Origin of the sequence: Pseudophaeobacter sp. 1A09344, assembly GCF_041008745.1 — a bacterium.
Taxonomy (GTDB): domain Bacteria; phylum Pseudomonadota; class Alphaproteobacteria; order Rhodobacterales; family Rhodobacteraceae; genus Phycobacter; species Phycobacter gallaeciensis_A.
On the sequence record NZ_JAXGFS010000012.1, the window covers coordinates 106,625 to 125,899 of the forward strand.

Below are 19,275 nucleotides of genomic sequence, written 5' to 3' on the forward strand. Positions count from 1 at the left end.
TAGGAGAACAGTATTCCTTGGAAAGGTACCTCGGAGTACCGGTTCAGCACAAACCGGAAGCATGTACACTGCCGTAACCGCTTGACGGGAAGGCTTGCCCCGACCGTGACGAAAAGGCGGAGGTCAGGAAAGGGCCGCAAGCCCCGGCACATCCCGGGGCTTGCGGCCTACTAGGCTACTACACTCTTTTCAAAGATCAGTTGGCTATCGGACCTAAGTCCCGTAAGGCGCGCGCCGTATTGAGGTAACCGGCATATCCATACTGTTCGTACATGCTCTGATACCAAGCCGCCCAAGGCTCCCGGCGCTCTTCAGGAAAGATATCATTCCAGAACCCTTTACGAACGCCAACTTGCCCATCAGGCAATCTTGAAACCTCAATCTGTGCATCGTTCATACACGCCTCCTGATCAGTAGTGGACATAGCGCTTGCGCTCCTGCCGTAGTATTCCATACGGCACAATCATCAAAGCCGCCCCCGAGAGTGAAACCACACAGAACATCTTAGGTTGGAGCCTTGACCAACCAAAGCCAATGGCGGCAGCGTGGCGATATGTGCAACCTCTACAGCAACACCAGATCTCAAGACGCCATGAGACACCTCTTCCCCGGCCTCGTGGATCACGCCGGGAACTTGGGAAGTGGCTCCTATTACCCCGACCAGCTGGCGCCGATCATTCGGCATTCAGCCAACGGACTGGAACTGGTCAAAGCGCGTTGGGGAATGCCATCCCCTGCTTTTGTGCTGAAGACGAAGCGAGATCCCGGCGTCACCAACGTGCGAAACCTGGCCTCGCGCCATTGGCAACGCTGGTTAGGACCTGCACATCGCTGTTTGGTGCCGATCACCTCCTTTGCCGAGCCGATCAAAGGGGGCAATCAGTGGTTCAGTTGCGCCGATCCAGATCGCCCAATGTTCTTCGCGGGGATCGAGACGCGCAGTTGGCACTCGGTGCGCAAGGTCAAGGATGGGGAGACAGAGGACGATCTTTTTGCCTTTCTGACGTGCCAGCCAAATGCCGAGGTCGCTGCGGTTCCTCCGAAGGCTATGCCGGTGATTTTGACGGAGCCGGGTGAGTGGGACCTCTGGCTAAATTCGCCCATTGATGCTGCCCAACAATTGCAGCGACCATTGCCTGATGGGGCACTCCTGCCTGTCGACACAGCGGATGAGAGTGGGCGGCTCATATGAAGGTGAAGTGAGCTACTCCCCATTTGTTGGACAGGATCTGGCGTAAATTAAGCTACTCTTTGCATCTGCTGATCGGTTTGGGTTGTTTCATTTCGCTGCCAATAGATCACAGCGGGTGGTTGGCCGCCAAGGGCGGAATGTGGGCGCTTGCGGTTTTAGAACTCGATCCACTTTCCGACACCTGCTTTCGCTTCCGACCCGGTCTCCCAGGAATGCAGGTAGACACACTCGTATTTCAGAGATCGCCAGAGCCGTTCAACGAAGATGTTGTCGAGGAACCGCCCCTTGCCATCCATTGAGATACGCACGCCGGATCGGCGCAACCGGTCCGTCCAGGCGAATGACGTGAACTGACTGCCCTGGTCGGTGTTCATAATCTCTGGCGGGCCGAACTTGTGGATGGCTTCGTTCAGCGCATCGACGCAAAACCCTGCTTCCAGCGTGTTTGATATCCGCCATGCCAGCACCTTACGTGTGTGCCAGTCCATGATCGCGACCAGATACAAGAAGCCGCGCCGCATGGGCAGGTAGGTGATATCCGAGCACCAGACCTGATTGGGTCGATCCACACGCAGACCGCGCAGAAGATAGGGGTAGATCTTGTGCCCCTTCGCGGCTTTGCTTGTGTTGGGCTTTTGATAGATCGGCATGAGGCCCATCAGCCGCATTAGGCGTCTGATCCGCTTCTCGTTCACGAGATGGTCGTCATTCCGCAGGTGCCATGTCATCTGGCGCACCCCGTAAAACGGGGTCTCAAGGAACTGCTTGTCGATCACGCGCATCAGATCGAGGTTCATCTCACTTTCGCCCTTGGGCTCGTAGTAAAACGATGATCGCGAGATCGACAGCAGCTTGCATTGCTTGCTGATGGACAGGTTGGCGTTGGCAGGCTCAATCATCTTGCGCCTCACTTGTCGGTCCAGGGTTTGAGCTTTCTGGCCAAAAAATCGTTGGCGACGGCCAACTCCCCAATCTTGGCATGCAGGTCTTTCACTTGTTCTTCATCGACTTCCGCTGCCTTCCGGCCACCGCGCTCAAATACGCCTGACGCGCCTTCAAGTAGAGCACGCTTCCATTGATGGATCATTGTTGGATGCACCCCAAACCGACTGGCCAGCTCGCTGACTGTTTCTTCGCCCTTCAGCGCTTCCAACGCCACCTTGGCTTTGAACTCTGGGTGATGTTGCTTCCGTTTAGACATATCTGATCTCCTTCGTGTTGAAGATCAGCAGACTACAAATCGCAGCTTACGTCTGTGTCCGATTTTCAGGGGGTAGCTCAAAGGCGAGCTTAACCCCTAGTCGAGACGACGCACCATAATCTGATTGCCTTCGCCGCGTTTGGTCTCGAGCGTTTTCAATGTGGCGATCAGCTCGCTGAGCTTTCGCTTTCCATAGCTGCGCGTGTCAAAATCAGGAGCAGCAGTGGAGAGATATTGCCCGATCTGCCCAAGCGGAATCCACTCATCGTCCTGATTGATCGCATCCATTGCCCGCTTCACAAGCTTGCTTGGATCTTCCAGATGCGTCGGAGCACCGTCCTGGCTGTCCTCTTTTGGGGCCGTTGATTTAGGTGTTGTCTTTGTTGGCTCTGAGATGAGGTTTTCAACATAAATGAACCGTTTGCAGGCCTTCACGAACGCAGTTGGGGTCTTGCGCATCCCCATGCCGAAAACATCCAATCCCTGCTCGCGTATGCGGCTGGCCAGCCGCGTGAAATCGCTGTCCGAGGAGATCAGAACAAACCCGTCGAAGCGACCGGAATGAAGAATATCCATGGCATCGATGACCAGCGCGATATCAGAGGCATTCTTGCCTGTGGTATTGGAAAACTGCTGATGCGGCACGATTGCCAACGAGGCAAGCTTTTCCTTGGTCCAGCCTTGAGCGCCGGACCCCGAGAAATCGCCGTAAATACGGCGAATGCTCGCCTCTCCCAGGGATGCGATCTCCTCAAACATGATCTCGGCGTGTTTGGCAGATATGTTGTCTGCGTCAATAAGGACGGCCAGGAGCGGTGGCTTGGATGTGCTCAGCATGGGGTGAACTCTCTGTCGTGTTGACCTGTCCCACGAGGACAGACCCATGGGTATGCAAAATGATACGGCTGTCTTCAGCCTTGCTATGATTGCCTGCGGAGCCAGCTAAAGTTCTTTAGACCCGATCTTGATCGGCGATGCAATCGAACCGGAAACATGCCGTCGCAACGGGATTGGGCTCCGGCGCGGGCATGCGGTTTATTGCAAAACACTTGAAAATCCTTGCAATTGCCGGGGACCTCCCCCATGTAAGTTGGGCAAAGCTTCTTCCTACGTTCTTCTGTTTCCTAGCGGCCCCAGTTGTTCTTATGTCGACACTGGGCCGGGCTATCGCATGTTGCGGATGGCATTTTTTCAAGGAGACGACACGATGGCCAATGGCACCGTGAAATGGTTCAACTCTCAAAAAGGTTTTGGTTTTATCGCGCCCGAGCACGGATCGAAGGACATCTTTGTCCATATTTCCGCTCTGGAACGCTCTGGCATCCAGCACTTGGACGATGGTCAAGCCGTGACCTTTGATGTCGAGGCTGGTCGCGACGGACGCGAGTCCGCCAGCAATCTTGCACTCGCCTAAACCTTTACAGGTTTCAAGCACTCAGCGGGAGCATTCTGCAATGCTCTCGCTTCCCGCATCTTCAGTGATCATGTTCCAGATGCGGTTTTTCCCAAAGTACCGAAAGAATACACTTGATAGAACTCTCTTGGGGCACCCCCATGACCATTTTCGTGCCGTCCGAAGGGCGAACGCGGAAAATCTCCACAATCGAACAAGCCCATTTTTGGCTGCAGAAAGCATGGCCTGTTTCTGACAGAAACAGAGACGTCGCACTCGAGCAGATCGATGCGGCCATGGACTGTCTTGCTCCTGTCGGAGCTGCGCGCGCCGCATTCCTTCTGGCAGTGGACACCGCTGGATTTCAGGCGGATGTTCCTGCGGCTGCTTAGGCCGCCACTGCTAGTTGGCGCCATGGCCGCGCAGCCGTTTCCATCCATCCCATAGCCCACCCGATAGAAAACGGACTGAATTTTTACGCAATACCGCCCTGCCGCACAATCGATCTCAACGGAGCAAGACCATGACCAAGCTTGATACTGAGGCGCTGAAACTCGTCGGTGTTCGCCGCAAGGAAACAGCGATGGAGAAAACCACCCGTGCAGCGCGTGAAATTCTGGATGACGAAAACGAAATGCGCCGAGCCAAGAATGAGCGCCTTAGACGATCGCGACTGCAATATGAACGCGGCGATCGGTAGGACAAATCCCTTCTGACAGCCGGACCGAGATATTGCCGTTTCTATGTCTCCAGACGGCAGGGGAGCTCCACCCGCAAGCCGAAATTGCCGAGAGAGCGGTTTTCTATTGCCAATGTTTCCTGCGGTATTTTGGGGGAGTGCGTGTCGTAACTGCTGCCCATGAGGTTTTTCGCACCTCCTGTTAGCCCTGTTCCGAGACGTCGCGTCGGTTTTGAACGGCAGCATCCCGAAAATTAGGTTGCACCATCTCCCATGGCCGAGGTTTCCTCTTGAATGACTGCTTTCGGGAAATCCGTTCCTTCTCTTCGCGTATGCAGCGTGGCTCGCGCTGCACTCAGCACCAATGTCTGGTTTCTGCGTATTTTGTTGAAAAACTCTGCTTGCGTGAAGCCCTTAGCGCTGATTCAATTTCCACGTGGCAGGTGGAGGTGAGCGGCGATGATGGGTTCCCGACAGCAAGCGCAGAGCGCTCTGTTCTACGAGTTCTCGATCGAGACACATGCTCCGGCCGACCACATGCTCCGGGCGGTGGACCGGTTTGTCGATCTGGCCGGGATCCGGCAGCATCTGGCGCCGTTCTACAGCTCCACCGGGCGACCGTCGGTTGATCCCGAACTGATGATCCGGATGCTGCTTGTTGGCTACATCATGAGTATCCGTTCGGAACGTCGGCTGTGCGCAGAGGTCCATCTCAACCTCGCCTACCGCTGGTTCTGCCGCCTCGATTTGACCGCCCCGGTGCCGGACCACTCGACCTTCTCCAAGAACCGACATGGCCGTTTCAGAGACAGCAATCTGCTGCGCCATCTGTTCGAAACGGTGGTTGCCCGCTGCATCGCGGAGGGACTGGCAAGCGGCCAGCGCTTTGCGGCAGACGCCAGCATCATTCAAGCTGACGCGAACCGGCAGAACTCGACGCCCAAGGCGGGTTGGCAGCCGGACAAGATCGATCCCGAGGAGGTGCCGCGGGCGGTCAGGGAATACCTGGCCACGCTCGATGATGCGGCGTTCGGTGCGGCCAGCCCGGTCGAGCCGAAGTTCACCTCGCATTCCGATCCCGCGTCGCAATGGACCGGGGCAAGGGGTGGGCCAGCCTATTTTGCATATTCCACCAACTACTTGATCGATACCGACAACGGCGTGATCCTTGACGTCGAGGCCACCCGTTCAATCCGCCAGGCCGAAGTCGGATCGGTGCGCACCATGATCGATCGTGTGAGCGATACCTTCGCCCTACAACCAGAACGCCTGATCGCCGACACTGCCTACGGCACGGGCGAGATGCTGGACTGGCTGGATCGCCAGCGCGGGATCGCGCCTCATATCCCGGTATTTGACAAGTCGGCGCGCCGGGATGGAACATTCGAACGCACCGACTTCACCTATGATGCCTCGCAGGACACCTACACCTGTCCGGGCGGCAAGGAGTTGAAACAGAACCGTCGGGCCTTCACGATGGCCAGAGAGCAGAAGCCGGACGAGCATGGGATGCTGCGCTACCCGGCCAGCAAGGCCGACTGCGATGTCTGCGAACTGAAAGCACGCTGCTGCCCGAAGGCGCCTGCACGCAAGGTGCTCCGGCCGATCTACGAGCCATCCCGCGATCGGGCCCGTGCGATCGCTCAGACCACGGAATACGAGATCTCCTGCAAACTGAGGAAGAAGGTTGAGATGCTGTTCGCCCATCTGAAGCGGGTCCTGGGACTGAACCGTCTTCGATTGCGGGGCCCTCTCGGCGCGCGCGACGAATTCCACCTCGCAGCCACCGCCCAGAACCTCCGGAAGCTCGCAAAGCTCCTGCCGCCACCACAAATCGCCTGCTGAAGAGAGGCGGGCCAACGCGCGCTCAATCTCGGGGGACACCCACAGCGGCTACCGGGCCGCGTTTTTCAACGGAATAAGCCCATTTCGACCTTGCCCTACTAGTGCGCCGCCTTTGAATCGTCTGGCGCGAACCGGACCTTCGATCAATGCTAAGCAAAAAGTTGCCACTGCGACTAGAAAGTTTGTTGGATCCGCCGGATCTCGAGTACGCTCGAGGCGCGCGCGTTCGTCGGTGAGGAGATTTTTCAAAATGCCCATTTTTGACCGCAGAACCTTTGTCCGTGCCAGTATTGCAGGAGCAACGGCACTAACGCCCGTGGGGCGGGTCATGGCGCAGACGGGTTCGCTTCAGGACGTCGGAAGCCTCTTCGTGGCTTCGCCAAAGGCTACCATCTATACTGCTCGAGAAATCGTAACGCTCGACCCGGCACGGCCCGCCGCGGAAGCGGTCGCAGTCGTGGACGGGCGCATCCTCTGGGTTGGCAGCCTTGAGGATACCGTCGCGATCCTCGGCGATCAGTCCTACGAGGTCGACACGACCTTCGCCGATCACGTGATTGTTCCGGGCTTCGTGTCCCAGCACGATCACCCGGTTCTGGCCGCGCTCAGCATGTCGTCCGAGATCCTGTCGATCGAGGACTGGGTCCTGCCGACGGGGACGGTCCCTGCCGTGAAGGACAAGCAGGACTTCATCGACCGGCTGACAGCCGCCGTGGCTGCGCGGGCCGATCCCGACGAACCTGTACTGACCTGGGGCTACCATCCTTCCTTTTACGGACCTCTGACGCGGGCCGAACTCGATGCTATCAGCACGACCCGGCCGATCCTCGTCTGGGGGCGTTCCTGCCACGAGTTCTTCCTCAACACCGCCACGTTGGAACGCGGCGGTCTCACGCAGGAGGCATACGACGCCTTTTCCGCCTCGGCCGGGGAGCAGAGCAGCTTCGAGGACGGCCATTTCTGGGAACAGGGGATGTTCGCCGTTCTGCCGTACATCGCCACCATGGCTGCCAGTCCCGAACGGCTTCAGGCGGGGCTGGAAATCGTAAGGGACTACATGCATTCGAAGGGCATCACGATCGGCAACGAGCCCGGGGGCATCCTTTCCAGGCCGGTGCAGGACGGTGTGAATGCTGTCTTCTCTAGCCCCGACATGCCATTCCGCTGGTCCTTCATGCCCGACGGCAAGAGCCTCGTCGGGATGTACGACGATGACGCACAGGTCATCGCCGAGACCGAAAAGCTCGCCTCCTGGTACGGCGGCATGACCAGCACGACATCGAAGCAAGCGAAGCTGTTCGCGGATGGGGCCATCTATTCCCAACGCATGCAGGTGCGCGAGCCCTACCTGGACGGTCACAGCGGCGAGTGGATGATGGATAGGGACGTCTTCGAGCGCGCCTTCCGCATTTACTGGGATGCGGGGTACCAGATCCACATTCACGTGAACGGCGACGAGGGCCTCAACCGCGTCCTCGACACGCTCGAGGCCAACCTGCGGCGCAACCCGCGCTATGACCACCGCACGGTGATCGCCCATTTCGCGGTGAGCGGCGCCGACCAGGTGTCCCGCATCAGAAAGCTCGGAGCGATCGTCAGCGGCAATCCCTACTATGTCACGGCGTTGTCCGATCAGTATGGCGAGGTCGGGCTCGGCCCCGAACGCGCGAACGAGATGGTGCGTCTCGGCGACCTCTCGCGCGCGGGTGTCCGGTGGTCGCTTCATTCCGACATGCCGATGGCGCCGGCGGATCCGTTGTTCCTGATGTGGTGCGCCGTGAACCGTCTCACCACCTCGGGCCGCGTCGCTGGCTCCGATCAGCGGGTGACGGTCGAGGAGGCGCTGCGCGGCGTCACCATCGAGGCTGCCTATTCGCTGAAGCTGGAAGACGAGATCGGGACCATTTCTCCCGGCAAGCGTGCGAACCTGACGATCCTCGATGCGAATCCTCTTACGGTCGATGCAATGGAAATCCGCAATATCGGCGTCCGGGGCACGGTCATGGAAGGGCGCATGCTTCCCGCAGGAGAGCCAGAGCGGAAGGCGTCGCTCGAACTGCCGGGAGGACCGCAAGTCAAACAGGAATTCACGGAGGCCGCCCTCCATCATGCGCTGACGGTCGCCCATGGCGTGCATTGATCCAAATCTGCGAAGGAGCGCATATGAATGTTGAACGCAAAGTACTGGCTGTCTTGTTCATCGCGGTCGGCGCAACGATGACCGGCTGTTCGCAGGATGAGGCTAATGGCGAGCAACCGGGAGCAACCGGCCTTTCCAATCCCGCCGCGGTCTACTGTGTCGACAAAGGCGGCACTTATGAGATCCGCCGCGCCGATGACGGTTCAGAAACCGGCGTCTGCATTCTCGCGGATGGAACCGAAGTGGATGCCTGGGCTTACTTCAGGGATCAGTAAACCGACTGGTCACGAAGTTAACAGCTATGCAGCCATCCATGGCGCCGTTGAGTAACGGCCCGTTTGGGTCATTCGCAAAATATTGGATGTCTCCCTGCATGGTCTGGAAAGTCCGCTCGGTGTGGTATCTGACAGCTGCAGGCGCGGCGAGCGGCGGCTTCTTCTGGTGCTCGTGCAGCTGAGGACCGCCGCCCAGCTGGCAGAACCCAAGACTTTGCAAAGGTTGCTATCTGCACATTGCAGTCGATCATGAACGGCGAAAAAAGCCTACGATCGACCATGTCAGCAGCTCGGCCCTAGATGTCGCCCGAGGGATCTGGTGGTAGAAGTCAATACGTCTCCAGAGCTGATTGCTGCTGCTTTGATCGCGAACTTCACCTTCGTATGAGTCGCTCAGTCTCATCCGCAGTGTCGAGAGGAAGAAGTGTCCCATCAGGCAATGGTCGCTGCAATTGTTGGGCAGCCTCAATAGGCGAATTTGGCCAGAGGTCCCACTCGGTCGGCTCCGTCAAAATCATCGGCATAGCCTTCGGATGGACCGCAGCGACCTCGGCATTTGGCTGACACGTCAGAAAGGCAAAAAGATCGTCCTCTGTCTCCCCATCCTTGAGCGATTATATCGGCGCGCGGGCACTGCTCAGCGGCTTGCCAAACGTGAAATGGCTGCTCGGGGATCGTGGATATGACGCTGACTGGTTCAGAGAAGCATTGCAGGACCAGGGAATACGCGCCTGTCCCCCCGGTCGAAGGAAACGCAAGACGCCAGTCAAATGCGATAAGCGCTAATACAAGCGGCGCGATCGCATCGAAATCATGTTCGGCAGGCTCAGGGACTGGAGGCGTGTAGCGACCCGCTATGACCGATGTCCAAAGGTCTTCCTCACGGCCATCGCCCTCGCCGCAGTCGAAATCTACTGGTTCTGAATCCTGACACTAAGGCCTGAATTCGGACCTCAGACCTGTTCGAACTGGCTGGTCCGTGTTGACGGGGGGCCTTCGCGTTCTGTCACATTCTGTTCCGGCATGTGCTTTGGGCGCGCAGACAGAAGGGGGGCGGCGGGGTTCTGAACCGCGACGTAATGGTCGGGGCTAACCTCTCTCATCTTTGAACGTTCCGGTACGTGTCCGACCGTAAGCAGCAGTTTTGGTGGCTGCACGGCGGGCAGCTGCGGGCGTTGGGGGCCGTGGCGTGACAGATCGGCCACCGGCACGGCGGCAAGGAGCCGCTGCGTATAGGGATGCTGCGGGTTGTGAAGTACTGCTTCGGTCGGGCCGGTTTCGACGATCTGCCCGGCCCACATCACCGCAACGCGGTGACTGACCCGTTCGACCACCGCGATGTCGTGGCTGATGAACAGGAAGGAGACACCGTCCTCGGCCTGCAGTCGCGCCATCAGGTCGGTGACCTGACGCGCAACCGATACGTCCAGCGCCGACACGGATTCGTCCGCAACGATCAGGGCGGGGCTCACCGACAATGCGCGGGCAATGCAGAGCCGCTGGCGTTGGCCGCCGGAAAACTGATGCGGAAACCGGTCCGCAGCAGCGGGTTCCAACCCGACTTTTTGCAGAAGTTCCCGGGCCAGCGCGCGTCGCTCGCGGCGCGACAGGCGCTGGTGGATATGGGCGGGTTCGGTGATCAGATCGCGTACTGACATCCGTGGGTTGAGGCTGGCGAAGGGGTCCTGAAACACCATCTGGGCGCGCTGACGCAGGGGGCGCATTTCAGCAGCATTGAGCCCGGTAATTTCCTGCCCTTCCAGCCGGATACGGCCCTGGCTGGGTTCGACCAATCGCAAAACGGCGCGGGCAAGGGTGGATTTGCCGCAGCCGGATTCGCCTACCAGTCCCAGCGTTTCCCCCGGCGCAATGGAGAGCGAAACACCGTTTACGGCGTGATAGTCCAGATGCCCGCCCGGTAATACTCCGCGGCGCACCGGAAAACGCACCGCGAGGTTTTCGACCTCCAGCACAGGGGAAGTCGGACGCAACAAAGGCTTGGGCGCGCCACTGCCGAGTTTCGGCGTCGCGGCCATCAATTGTTGCGTATACGCAGCCTCCGGTCGGGAAAAGATCTCGGCCACGGGGCCTTCCTCGACCTTGTCGCCTTGTTTCAGCACCACCACGCGGTCGGCAATATTGGCAACCACGCCCATGTCATGGGTGATGAACAGAACCGCGGTGCCGATTTCCTCTTGCAGTTGCCGGATCAGGGTGAGGATTTCAGCCTGCGTCGTCACGTCCAGTGCGGTGGTGGGTTCGTCCGCGATCAACAGGTCGGGGCGGCAGGCCAGCGCCATGGCGATCATCACCCGCTGGCGCAAGCCGCCAGACAATTCGTGCGGGAACTGGTCAAGGCGACGTTCGGCTTCGGGGATCTTCACCTGTTCAAAGGCGTCGCGTGCGGCTGCGCGGGCCGCGGCGGCATCAAGGTCCTGGTGCAATTGCAACACCTCGGCCACCTGATCGCCCAGAGACATCACCGGGTTGAGCGCGGTCATCGGCTCCTGAAAAATCATCGATACCCGGTTACCGCGCACCTGCTGCATCTGCCGGTCGCTGAGCGCCGAGATCTGCAGGTCCGGCGTGCCGTGAAGAGTGACGGTGCCGCCCGCGATTTGGCCGCCTTCGCGTTCGATAAGCCGGAGCAATGCTAAAGCGGTTGCCGATTTCCCAGAGCCGGACTCGCCCACAAGGGCCAGCGTTTCCCCCTTCGCGATCTCGAAGGAGATGCCCTTGACCGCCTCGTGCGATCCGAAGTTCAGGCGCAGGTTTTCGACACTCAGAAGGGGGATACGGGTCATGGCTCAGCTCTCGGTCTTGAGGGTGCGGGCACGTCGTTCTGGATGGTCGCGGAAATCGGGCATCACCGGGGTCCATCGCCGGGCGGAAGGGGTGATTTCCGCGCGGTAGGGATCTTTACCCACCACGTCCCAGCGTAGGGTGTCGCCGAGTTCGATCACGCCCATGGCGCCGGCAGGGTCGCCTTCGGTGGTGAAGCTTTCGGTCAACGATTGTTGTGTCAGATGCGGGATGCCATCGATGGTGGTAACGGTGTTCCAATGCACGTGCCCCGACAGGCAGACCACCGGCACCTTGGCCTGTGCCAGCGCGGCGCGGGCACGGTCGGCCATCGGATAGGTGGAATGACCCGGGTTGTTCTGGAAGTAGTAGTTTCCGATCTGCGAATGACCCGACACCGGCACGTGGCTGACCACCAGAAGCGGCCGGTCAGCGGCCTGCACGGTGCGGGACAGCCAAAGAAGATCGGCTTCGCGCAAGACGAAACCGGTATGCTCCGGCGTGCGTTGAATGCGGGAATCCGCGCGCCACAGGGCGATGCGCCAGTCGCCGATATCGTGGGTTTCATGGCCCAGAGACTGGCCGAGGATTTCTTCGTTTTCCTCGACGCTCAGATAATCGCGGTCGTGATTGCCGTTGAGGTGCCAGATCGGTTTTTCAACAGCGCGGAATGCCTCGGCCACTTCGGCTTCAAGCCGCAGGTCGGTGGCATGGTCGACATCAGAAATCCGGTCCCCGAGGTCCAGCACATGATCGACACCGGCGTCACGGACATAATGGGAAAATTCATCCATCAAGCCCATGGCGGCATCGCCGCGCTTGGTGGCGGATGGGGTTCCGTGGTGAATGTCGGCAACGATGGCAAGGCGAACGGTCATGACGGGATATTCCTGAAAGTGTGTTTTGGGATGGGGCCCGCCGCCGCCTGGGCGACGGGCTATTTTATGATCAGTTGGTCGCGAAGGAGATCGAACCGGCGCGGAAGTCGAGCACGTAGGGAATGTGGCCCGGCTTCGGCGCCCAGCTCACGTCCTTGCGCATCGCCCAGCTTTCAAACGGACGATAGAGCGGCAGCACCGGCGGATCCTGCTTGATACGCTCCATCAACTCGCCATAGGCAACCTTGCGTGCCTCGACGTCTTTGGAGAAGCGGAAGCGTTCCCAGATCTCGGCATAGCCCTCATCGGTGTTGAAGCGGCCTTCTCCTTCGGAGGGCCCGTTGGGAGCCCACATCACGCCAAAGGACCCGAAGGGGTCAGCGAAATACATCGGGTTCGACCAGTTACGGGTCATCATCTCGGGCGAACGGCCCGACCATTTCTCGGCGATGTTGACGCGGCCATTGATGCCGACCTCTTTCCACATCTCGGTGATGGCCTGAGCGGCCAGCATACCGTTGGTGTAATAGGTCGGGTGGGTGTCAAAGGTGACCTCGAACCCGTCGTAACCGGCTTCCTTCAAAAGTTCCTTGGCCTTTTCGGGGTTGTATTCGAAAGTCTTCAACTCCGGCATGTAAAGATCGCCGTATTCCTTAAGCGTGTGGGTGGAAGGCACTACCGCCTTGCCCAGCCACAGCGCCTCGTTCAGCGTGTTGCGGTCGATGGCGAGGCTCAGCGCTTGGCGGATGCGCGGGTCGCGGAGCTTGGGGTGGTTCACGTTCATGATCATGACGTGGAACAGCGGCGTGGCGCTGCCGACCGTGCGCAGGTTCTGGTCGCTTTCGATCAGCGACAGCTGGTCGGGGGCGATATTGGTGATGATCTGGGCTTCGCCGGTCTTCAGCGCGGTCACCCGCGATGCGGTTTCGGGGATCTGCTGCACGGTGGCCTTGGCCAGCGGCGCCTTGTCGCCCCAGAAATCGTCGAAGCGTGCATAGACCACGCGTTCGCCGGGAACGAATTCGGAGATCCGGTAAGGGCCAGTGCCGACGGGCGCCAGCGAGAAAGCTTCGAAATCGTCATGCTCGGCCACTTTGGGGTCGCCGGTCAGGCCCTTGGTGTACTCCTCGGGGATGATCATGACCTGCTGCAGGTTCAGCAGAGTTTCCCACAGCGGTTCTTCCTTCTCTACCATGATACGCACGGTCAGGTCGTCGATCTTCTCGGCCTTGACGAAGTTCGACAGACGGTCGCGCGACCGCACCACATAGGGCGGGAAATCGGCCTGGTACATGCGGTTGAGCGAGAAGACCACGTCGTCGGCGGTCATTGCTTCGCCGTTGTGGAAGGTCACGCCGTCGCGCAGCGTCAGCTCCATGGTCTTGGGGTCGACCAATTTCCATTCGGTGGCCAGTGCCGGAACCCATTCGGCGTCCAGCGTGTCGTGGTTCTTGCCGATCAGCGTGTCAAAGCTGTTGTAGTAGAATTGCGAACCGACGTTGGAATGGTCGCGGCCGGGGTCGAGGTAGCTCGACACGTTGGCGGCGCCGACGGTGATTTCCTGGGCAGATGCGCCCGAGGCGATCCCTGCGGCGAGGGCGGTGGAAAGCAGCAGTCTCAGCATTGTCTTATCTCCGTGAGGATTGAGTAGACGTTTGAAGGAGCGGGCGTTTGCGCCTCTGTTGTTGGTATGTCCGGGGTTATCGTTCGCGCAGCCGCACATCGGCGCCGTCGCGCAGCCAGTCGCCAAGGATCTGCACCGCGAAAGTGATCAGCAGGATCATCATCGCCGGGGCGGCCACGATCCACGGGGCGGTCGGCATGTAGTCACGGCCGATCCCGACCATCGATCCCAGTGTCGCGGTGGGCGGTTGCACACCGAGGCCGAGGAAGGACAGGGTGCTTTCCAGCAGCACGATGTTGGACAGCGACAGTGTGAACTGCACCACGATGGGCGAAACGATATTGGGGAGCAGATGATGGCGGGCGATGCGCAGCGGGGCAGCCCCGGCGGCGCGGGCGGCTTCGATAAAGGGCATGTTCATCAGCCGCTTTACCTCGCCGCGCACGATGCGGGCGTATTGTTCCCAGCCGGCAAGACCCAGGACCAGCACGATGACCTCGATCGAAGAGCCGAGGAAAGCCAGCAGGAACAGCGCAACCAGGGTAAAGGGGACGGCGATCTGGGTGTCGACCGCAGCCATGATGCTGGCTTCGGTGCGGCCGCCGACGATCCCGGCGAGCAGCCCCAGTGCGCCGCCGATCAGCAAGCCCAGCGTCGCGCCCAGCACCGCGAGCATCAGGGTCAGCCGCAGCCCGTAAAGGCTGCGCGAGAACACATCGCGGCCCAGCTCATCCGTGCCCAGAAGGTAGCCCGTCTTGGCGCGTTCGAACCCCAGTGGCGGGCGCAGGCGCGAGATCAGGCTTTGCGAATTGGGATCAAAGGGCGCGATCAGCGGCGCAAAGATCGCTAGGATCACCAGGGCCAGACCGATCAGGATCGCGGCCTTCTGGATCACATCGGCGCTACGCCACAGCTGCAATGCGGCGGCCGGGGCAGAGGTCGAGGGAACGGCGGGATAAGTCATGGATCAGCCTTTCACGGTGTGACGCAGGCGCGGGTCGGCCCAGGCATAGGCAAGGTCGACGGCGGCGTTGATCACGATCACGGCCAGGGCGACGGTCAGCACACCGAATTGCAGCACCGGGTAGTCGCGGCGCAGGGCCGAAGTGACCAGCAGGTCGCCAATACCAGGCCAGGCAAAGATCGCCTCGATCACCACTGATCCGGATGCTGCCAGACCGGCCACCTGCAGTCCGATCACCGACAGGATAGTGATGCCTGCGTTGCGCAGCCCGTGTTTGACGATCACCGCGTTCTCCGGCAGCCCCTTGGCCCGGGCGGTGCGCATGAAATCCTGCCCCAGCACGTCCAGCATGGCGTTGCGGGTGAACCGGGTCAGCGCCGCAATCAGCACGCCCGACAGGGCGATAGTGGGCATGATGAAATGCCATGCGGTGCCATTACCCACCACCGGCAGCCAGTTCAGCCAGTAGGAAAAGACCAGAACCATAAGGGTCGCGAGGACGAAATTGGGGACCGCATAGCCGAGGAAGGCCACCACCATCACCGCGCTGCCGACCCAGCTTTTGCGCCAGATCGCGGCGGCGATGCCCAGCGGGATCGATACGAGAAGGGTGAGCCCGACTGCCGACAGCAGCAGCTGGGCCGAAGGCCAGATCCGTTCCATCACGATCTCGGCGACGGGGCGGCGTTCGATGAAGGACAGGCCGAACTGGCCGTCAGTGAAGGACCGCAGAAAGGCGAGATATTGTGACAGCACCGGCCGGTCGAGTTCGTAGTATTTGATCAGCAGCTCGCGGTCTTCGCTGGTCATGCCTTCGCCGATGACGAAATCGACCGCATTGCCCGACAGGCGGGTGGCGAAGAACACGATGGTGACGATGACGAAGAAGGTCAGCGCCATCCGGACCAGGGTTCGCAGGGCATAGCTCAGCATGGTCACACTCCGGTCATGGCGGGGCACGCGGGGGCGTGGCCCGGGCGCGCCAGATGGACGAATTCGACACCGGCGGCGGCGGCAGCTATGCCGTCGGTTGCGGCGGTGTCTCCGATGAAAACGGCGGCCCCGGCGGCAACGCCTGCGCGGCGCAGCGCCTCGCGCGGCATGTCGGGGGCGGGCTTGCCCAGGCTGGTGGCCTGGGCCTGTGGCACGATGGCCGAGACCGCCGCCCAGAGTGCTCCGGTTTCGGGCACCGGGGTGCCGTCGGCTGCCGGATGGCTGGTATCGGGATTGGTGAGGGTAACGGGAATACCGGCATTGGCGCATTCCGCGATGCGGGCGATGTCGGCAAAGCTGAGCGCGGGATCGCGTGCCAGCACCACCCGTTCGGGCGCGGTGCGGTCCAGCAGCAGATCGAGTTCCAGCGCCAGGCTCTGCAGCGGATCGCTGGCGTAAAGCGCGATGCGGACGCCAGGGCGGGTGCGGTGCAGCGCGCGCAGGGTCATTTCCCCGGCCAGCAGCACCCGTTCGGGCGGCAGCGCCAATCCCAGCCCGCCCAGCCGTGCCGACAGGGTTTGCGCGGTGTCGGTGGAATTGTTGGAGACGATCCACAGCCGGTCGCCGCAGCGTTTGAACAGGTCCGGAACCTGCGGCAGCACCGTATCACCGGACACCAGACATCCGTCCAGGTCAGCCAGAATGGCCGCCCGGTCGGGCCAGGGGCCGTCAAGGAACTGCTGCAATCGGATCGGGTGGGCCATGCCAATATCTCTCTGTTCGGGGAAATCCCCGTTCCCGCCCGCTGGCGAGGTTTTTTCGTTTTGCTGGGCCGCGGTGGGCGGCTGTTGTTGGCTGTATGTCGCCCGACTGTAACCGGGGCGTTACGTGTTGAAGCCTATGTTGCAGATCATGAAGGTATCGGTTTCAGGAACGGCCTCAGGCCTGTCGCTTTCGCGTTTGCGCGCCCTCACGGCGGTTGCCGAGGAAGGGTCCTATTCTGCTGCCGCGCGTCGAATCGGCATTTCGCACAGCGCCGTGGCGCAGCAGATCCGTGATCTGGAACGCGCCTATGATATCCACCTGTTCGACCGGGCGCGCGGGACGCTGCTCCCGACGCCCGCCTGTCTTGAGCTCTGTGATGTCGCGCATCGCATGCAGCGGGCGCAGGAGGATGCCGAACGCGTTCTTGCGCGGCGCGGCCCTTCGGGCAAGCACCGGCTGCGGATCGGCCTTGGCAACTCGATGCCCGGCATTGCCATTGTCGGCCGCGTGCTTGATCTGAACCCATCGCTGACGGTGTCGGTCGAAAGCGGATCGCATCAGGATATCATGGCCGCCGTCTCCCGGCGCGAGGTTGATGTCGCCGTGTTGCCGGATTTGCCCCCCGATCCCCGCTTCCGCCGCTTCCCGGTCCTGTCGCAGGAAGTTGTGGCGATCGTCTCACCGGATAACCCGATGGCGCAGCAAAGTGAGGTATCCCTGTCGCGGCTTGCGGCCAGTCCGCTTGTGTTCCGGTCTCCCGGATCCTCGACCCAAAAGGTGGTGGACCGTGGCTTCCGGCAGGCCGGACTGGCCCCTGAACCGAGGTTGACCGCTGACACCCGCGACGCCGTCTACGAAGCGGTTGCGCTTGGCATCGGGGTCGGCTTCATGTGGCGCTATGGAACCTACAGATCAGACACCGTCCGCCGGATCAGCGTCCCGGAATTTCGATCACGTGTGGATGAGGTTGTCTTTGCCCTGGCAGATGAAAAGAACGCTGTGATCGATCTGTTTTTCAACACGGCCAGCCAGTTCCTGCCGGATGCGTTGATGCAGATATGACGGTTGCAAAGTTGTCCGCTGCCAATCCGCCCATGTAGCAGGCCCCAAAATGGACGCAGCACTCAACTCGCGCCAATGCGCGTATGTGAACGGCGCGGAACGTGAAGGAGGCGCTCGTGAAACTGGCCGGGTCCCATACCTCACTTCCCTCGTTTACAATGCGTGTCGTTTCGAGGTCCGTTGTGAGGAATCTGCAACGCGGCAATCGCCAATTTAACCGACGGCAGGATTGGGCCGTCCGCGAAGACGGCCCGTGTCTTTGAATTTCAACGGCTTCAGAGATCGCTAACGCCTCTTCAAGCTCGTCGCCAAGGTATCGAACGGTGCTTTCCATCTTCGTAGGGCCGAGTAACAGTTGAACCACACGCAAGTTGCCAGTCTTGCGATAGGTGTGTGTAACCTTGGTTCGTCTCCACGTATTGGGAGCGCCTGACGAAGCGGGCGGATCCGGCCCGGTTTGTCGGACGGTGCCCGGCGTGACGAGGCATTGCGGCCCGAGATCCGGCGGGTTTTCGAAGAGAACTGGCGGGTCTATGGCGTTCGGAAGCTCTGGCGGCAATTGCAACGGGAAGGTGTTGAGGTCGCCCGCTGCACGACAAGAAGGCACCATGCCCGCTGTCTGCCTCATGAGTTGCATCCCATGCCCGCATGCATGGAGAGACTGCCTATGGTGCTAGCCCATCACCCCGTGACAATACTGTGATCTGGATACATGCTCACGAGAGAGACTATTGCGGCTAGTCAGAACACATCAACATATTGGCGGCTGCGAGGCACTGCCACATCAGCGCCGATGCGTGGCAGCAATTCGCGATACTTCTTCATAGATCCCGGCCAATATATTCAGGCTTTGACTTGCATCTTTGAGGCGCTGGTCGAACTCAGGCAGGCTTTTGATCTGTTCGATCAGCAAGCGCTGGCGGATTGCGCCATAATCATCAGTGACTTGTTTGCCTTTCTCGGTCGCTTGATAGGTCACGCCGGTCCTTCCAGACCCTTGTTTTGAGACAAAACCTTCGCCGACCAGTTTGCGCATCGAATACTGGATATTCGGAATGTCATCGCGATTGGTCAGACGCGCCAACTCTTTGATGCTTTTGGCGCGGTCATTCATGCGTACCAGATGCAGCAAGGCATTTTCAGGACCGGTGGCGGCGATGCCACCAACCGACGCCAGGCATTCGGTCTGCCACCGCCCGAAGGCCTCAAAACAGCGCATCAATGAAAATTCGAGCTCGGTGCAGGCGACCTCGGTATCACTGCCGGACAGATGCCAGTGATAGTCGAGGTCTTGCGGGTCTTGATCCGTAGTCATCAGCAGCCCTCCCATCAGCCGGATAGATCTTACAGTCGATTTTGTTTGACTGAAAGGAATTTTGGCATACGCTTTCGAATCAATAATCAAATTAAAAATCTATCCTATGGGAGGGAAAGATGACTACAAAGGCACATTCTAAACTGGGTTGCGACACATCCCCTATCTTGCTGAAAAGCAAGGAGAACGGACATGGCCCACACAGAG

The 19,275-nt window shown here is 60.1% G+C and carries 17 protein-coding genes and 4 pseudogenes; 10 read left to right on the forward strand and 11 right to left on the reverse strand.

Annotation, left to right across the window (positions count from 1 at the left end):
- Positions 1 to 196: 196 nt before the first annotated feature.
- Positions 197 to 397 carry a hypothetical protein gene (locus SM765_RS18790; protein ID WP_274835828.1) on the reverse strand — a complete coding sequence of 67 codons (201 nt, stop codon included), beginning with the start codon at positions 395 to 397 and terminating at the stop codon, positions 197 to 199.
- Positions 398 to 517: 120 nt separating this feature from the next.
- On the opposite strand from SM765_RS18790, the gene SM765_RS18795 reads away from it, so the two are divergent.
- Complete coding sequence (locus SM765_RS18795; RefSeq protein ID WP_342455906.1) at positions 518 to 1,192, forward strand: SOS response-associated peptidase; 675 nt, start codon at positions 518 to 520, stop codon at positions 1,190 to 1,192.
- Between the two features lie 158 nt (positions 1,193 to 1,350).
- Here the strand turns inward: SM765_RS18795 and SM765_RS18800 are convergent.
- Together SM765_RS18800 and SM765_RS18805 are read right to left on the reverse strand one after the other, a co-directional pair.
- Positions 1,351 to 2,393: pseudogene (locus SM765_RS18800) on the reverse strand (IS3 family transposase); the annotation flags it as partial.
- A 96-nt stretch (positions 2,394 to 2,489) separates the two neighbouring features.
- Positions 2,490 to 3,230 carry an NYN domain-containing protein gene (locus tag SM765_RS18805; protein ID WP_274832300.1) on the reverse strand — a complete coding sequence of 247 codons (741 nt, stop codon included), beginning with the start codon at positions 3,228 to 3,230 and terminating at the stop codon, positions 2,490 to 2,492.
- A gap of 370 nt (positions 3,231 to 3,600) precedes the next feature.
- Between SM765_RS18805 and SM765_RS18810 the strand changes: the two genes are divergently transcribed.
- The 7 genes and pseudogenes from SM765_RS18810 to SM765_RS18840 all read left to right on the forward strand — a co-directional run.
- The gene (locus SM765_RS18810) at positions 3,601 to 3,807 is read left to right on the forward strand and encodes a cold-shock protein (protein ID WP_065273549.1); all 207 of its coding nucleotides are present in this window, start codon (positions 3,601 to 3,603) and stop codon (positions 3,805 to 3,807) included.
- A 140-nt stretch (positions 3,808 to 3,947) separates the two neighbouring features.
- Complete coding sequence (locus tag SM765_RS18815; RefSeq protein ID WP_274838739.1) at positions 3,948 to 4,178, forward strand: DUF982 domain-containing protein; 231 nt, start codon at positions 3,948 to 3,950, stop codon at positions 4,176 to 4,178.
- Positions 4,179 to 4,309: 131 nt separating this feature from the next.
- On the forward strand, positions 4,310 to 4,486 hold the full coding sequence (locus SM765_RS18820; RefSeq protein WP_274831099.1) for a hypothetical protein: 177 nt from the start codon (positions 4,310 to 4,312) through the stop codon (positions 4,484 to 4,486).
- 438 nt (positions 4,487 to 4,924) lie between these two features.
- Positions 4,925 to 6,310, forward strand: a complete 1,386-nt coding sequence (locus tag SM765_RS18825; RefSeq protein ID WP_274838740.1) for an IS1182 family transposase — start codon at positions 4,925 to 4,927, stop codon at positions 6,308 to 6,310.
- A gap of 250 nt (positions 6,311 to 6,560) precedes the next feature.
- Positions 6,561 to 8,450: an amidohydrolase gene (locus SM765_RS18830; RefSeq protein WP_368981695.1), complete on the forward strand. Its 1,890-nt coding sequence runs from the start codon at positions 6,561 to 6,563 to the stop codon at positions 8,448 to 8,450.
- Positions 8,451 to 8,473: 23 nt separating this feature from the next.
- A complete protein-coding gene (locus SM765_RS18835; protein WP_274838742.1) occupies positions 8,474 to 8,725 on the forward strand; it encodes a putative hemolysin in 252 nt (83 codons plus the stop codon).
- Positions 8,726 to 9,331: 606 nt separating this feature from the next.
- Positions 9,332 to 9,649: pseudogene (locus SM765_RS18840) on the forward strand (transposase); the annotation flags it as partial.
- A 29-nt stretch (positions 9,650 to 9,678) separates the two neighbouring features.
- On the opposite strand, the gene SM765_RS18845 reads toward SM765_RS18840, so the two are convergent.
- From SM765_RS18845 to SM765_RS18870, 6 genes are all read right to left on the reverse strand, one after another.
- Positions 9,679 to 11,529, reverse strand: a complete 1,851-nt coding sequence (locus SM765_RS18845) for an ABC transporter ATP-binding protein (protein ID WP_274838743.1) — start codon at positions 11,527 to 11,529, stop codon at positions 9,679 to 9,681.
- Between the two features lie 3 nt (positions 11,530 to 11,532).
- Positions 11,533 to 12,405 (reverse strand): metallophosphoesterase family protein, encoded by an 873-nt coding sequence (locus SM765_RS18850; RefSeq protein WP_274838744.1) that lies wholly within the window; start codon positions 12,403 to 12,405, stop codon positions 11,533 to 11,535.
- 70 nt (positions 12,406 to 12,475) lie between these two features.
- Complete coding sequence (locus SM765_RS18855) at positions 12,476 to 14,029, reverse strand: ABC transporter substrate-binding protein (protein WP_274831094.1); 1,554 nt, start codon at positions 14,027 to 14,029, stop codon at positions 12,476 to 12,478.
- A gap of 76 nt (positions 14,030 to 14,105) precedes the next feature.
- The gene (locus tag SM765_RS18860; protein ID WP_274838746.1) at positions 14,106 to 14,993 is read right to left on the reverse strand and encodes an ABC transporter permease; all 888 of its coding nucleotides are present in this window, start codon (positions 14,991 to 14,993) and stop codon (positions 14,106 to 14,108) included.
- A 3-nt stretch (positions 14,994 to 14,996) separates the two neighbouring features.
- A complete protein-coding gene (locus tag SM765_RS18865; RefSeq protein ID WP_274838747.1) occupies positions 14,997 to 15,926 on the reverse strand; it encodes an ABC transporter permease in 930 nt (309 codons plus the stop codon).
- 2 nt (positions 15,927 to 15,928) lie between these two features.
- Positions 15,929 to 16,690 (reverse strand): HAD family hydrolase, encoded by a 762-nt coding sequence (locus SM765_RS18870; protein WP_274838748.1) that lies wholly within the window; start codon positions 16,688 to 16,690, stop codon positions 15,929 to 15,931.
- Positions 16,691 to 16,814: 124 nt separating this feature from the next.
- Between SM765_RS18870 and SM765_RS18875 the strand changes: the two genes are divergently transcribed.
- Complete coding sequence (locus SM765_RS18875) at positions 16,815 to 17,753, forward strand: LysR family transcriptional regulator (RefSeq protein ID WP_274838749.1); 939 nt, start codon at positions 16,815 to 16,817, stop codon at positions 17,751 to 17,753.
- 262 nt (positions 17,754 to 18,015) lie between these two features.
- Here SM765_RS18875 and SM765_RS18880 read toward each other — a convergent pair.
- Positions 18,016 to 18,168 (reverse strand): annotated as a pseudogene (locus SM765_RS18880) (integrase); the annotation flags it as partial.
- A gap of 45 nt (positions 18,169 to 18,213) precedes the next feature.
- Here SM765_RS18880 and SM765_RS18885 point away from each other — a divergent pair.
- A pseudogene (locus tag SM765_RS18885) lies at positions 18,214 to 18,357 on the forward strand (IS3 family transposase); the annotation flags it as partial.
- Positions 18,358 to 18,537: 180 nt separating this feature from the next.
- On the opposite strand, the gene SM765_RS18890 reads toward SM765_RS18885, so the two are convergent.
- The gene (locus tag SM765_RS18890) at positions 18,538 to 19,068 is read right to left on the reverse strand and encodes a winged helix DNA-binding protein (protein ID WP_274838750.1); all 531 of its coding nucleotides are present in this window, start codon (positions 19,066 to 19,068) and stop codon (positions 18,538 to 18,540) included.
- Positions 19,069 to 19,275: the final 207 nt, after the last annotated feature.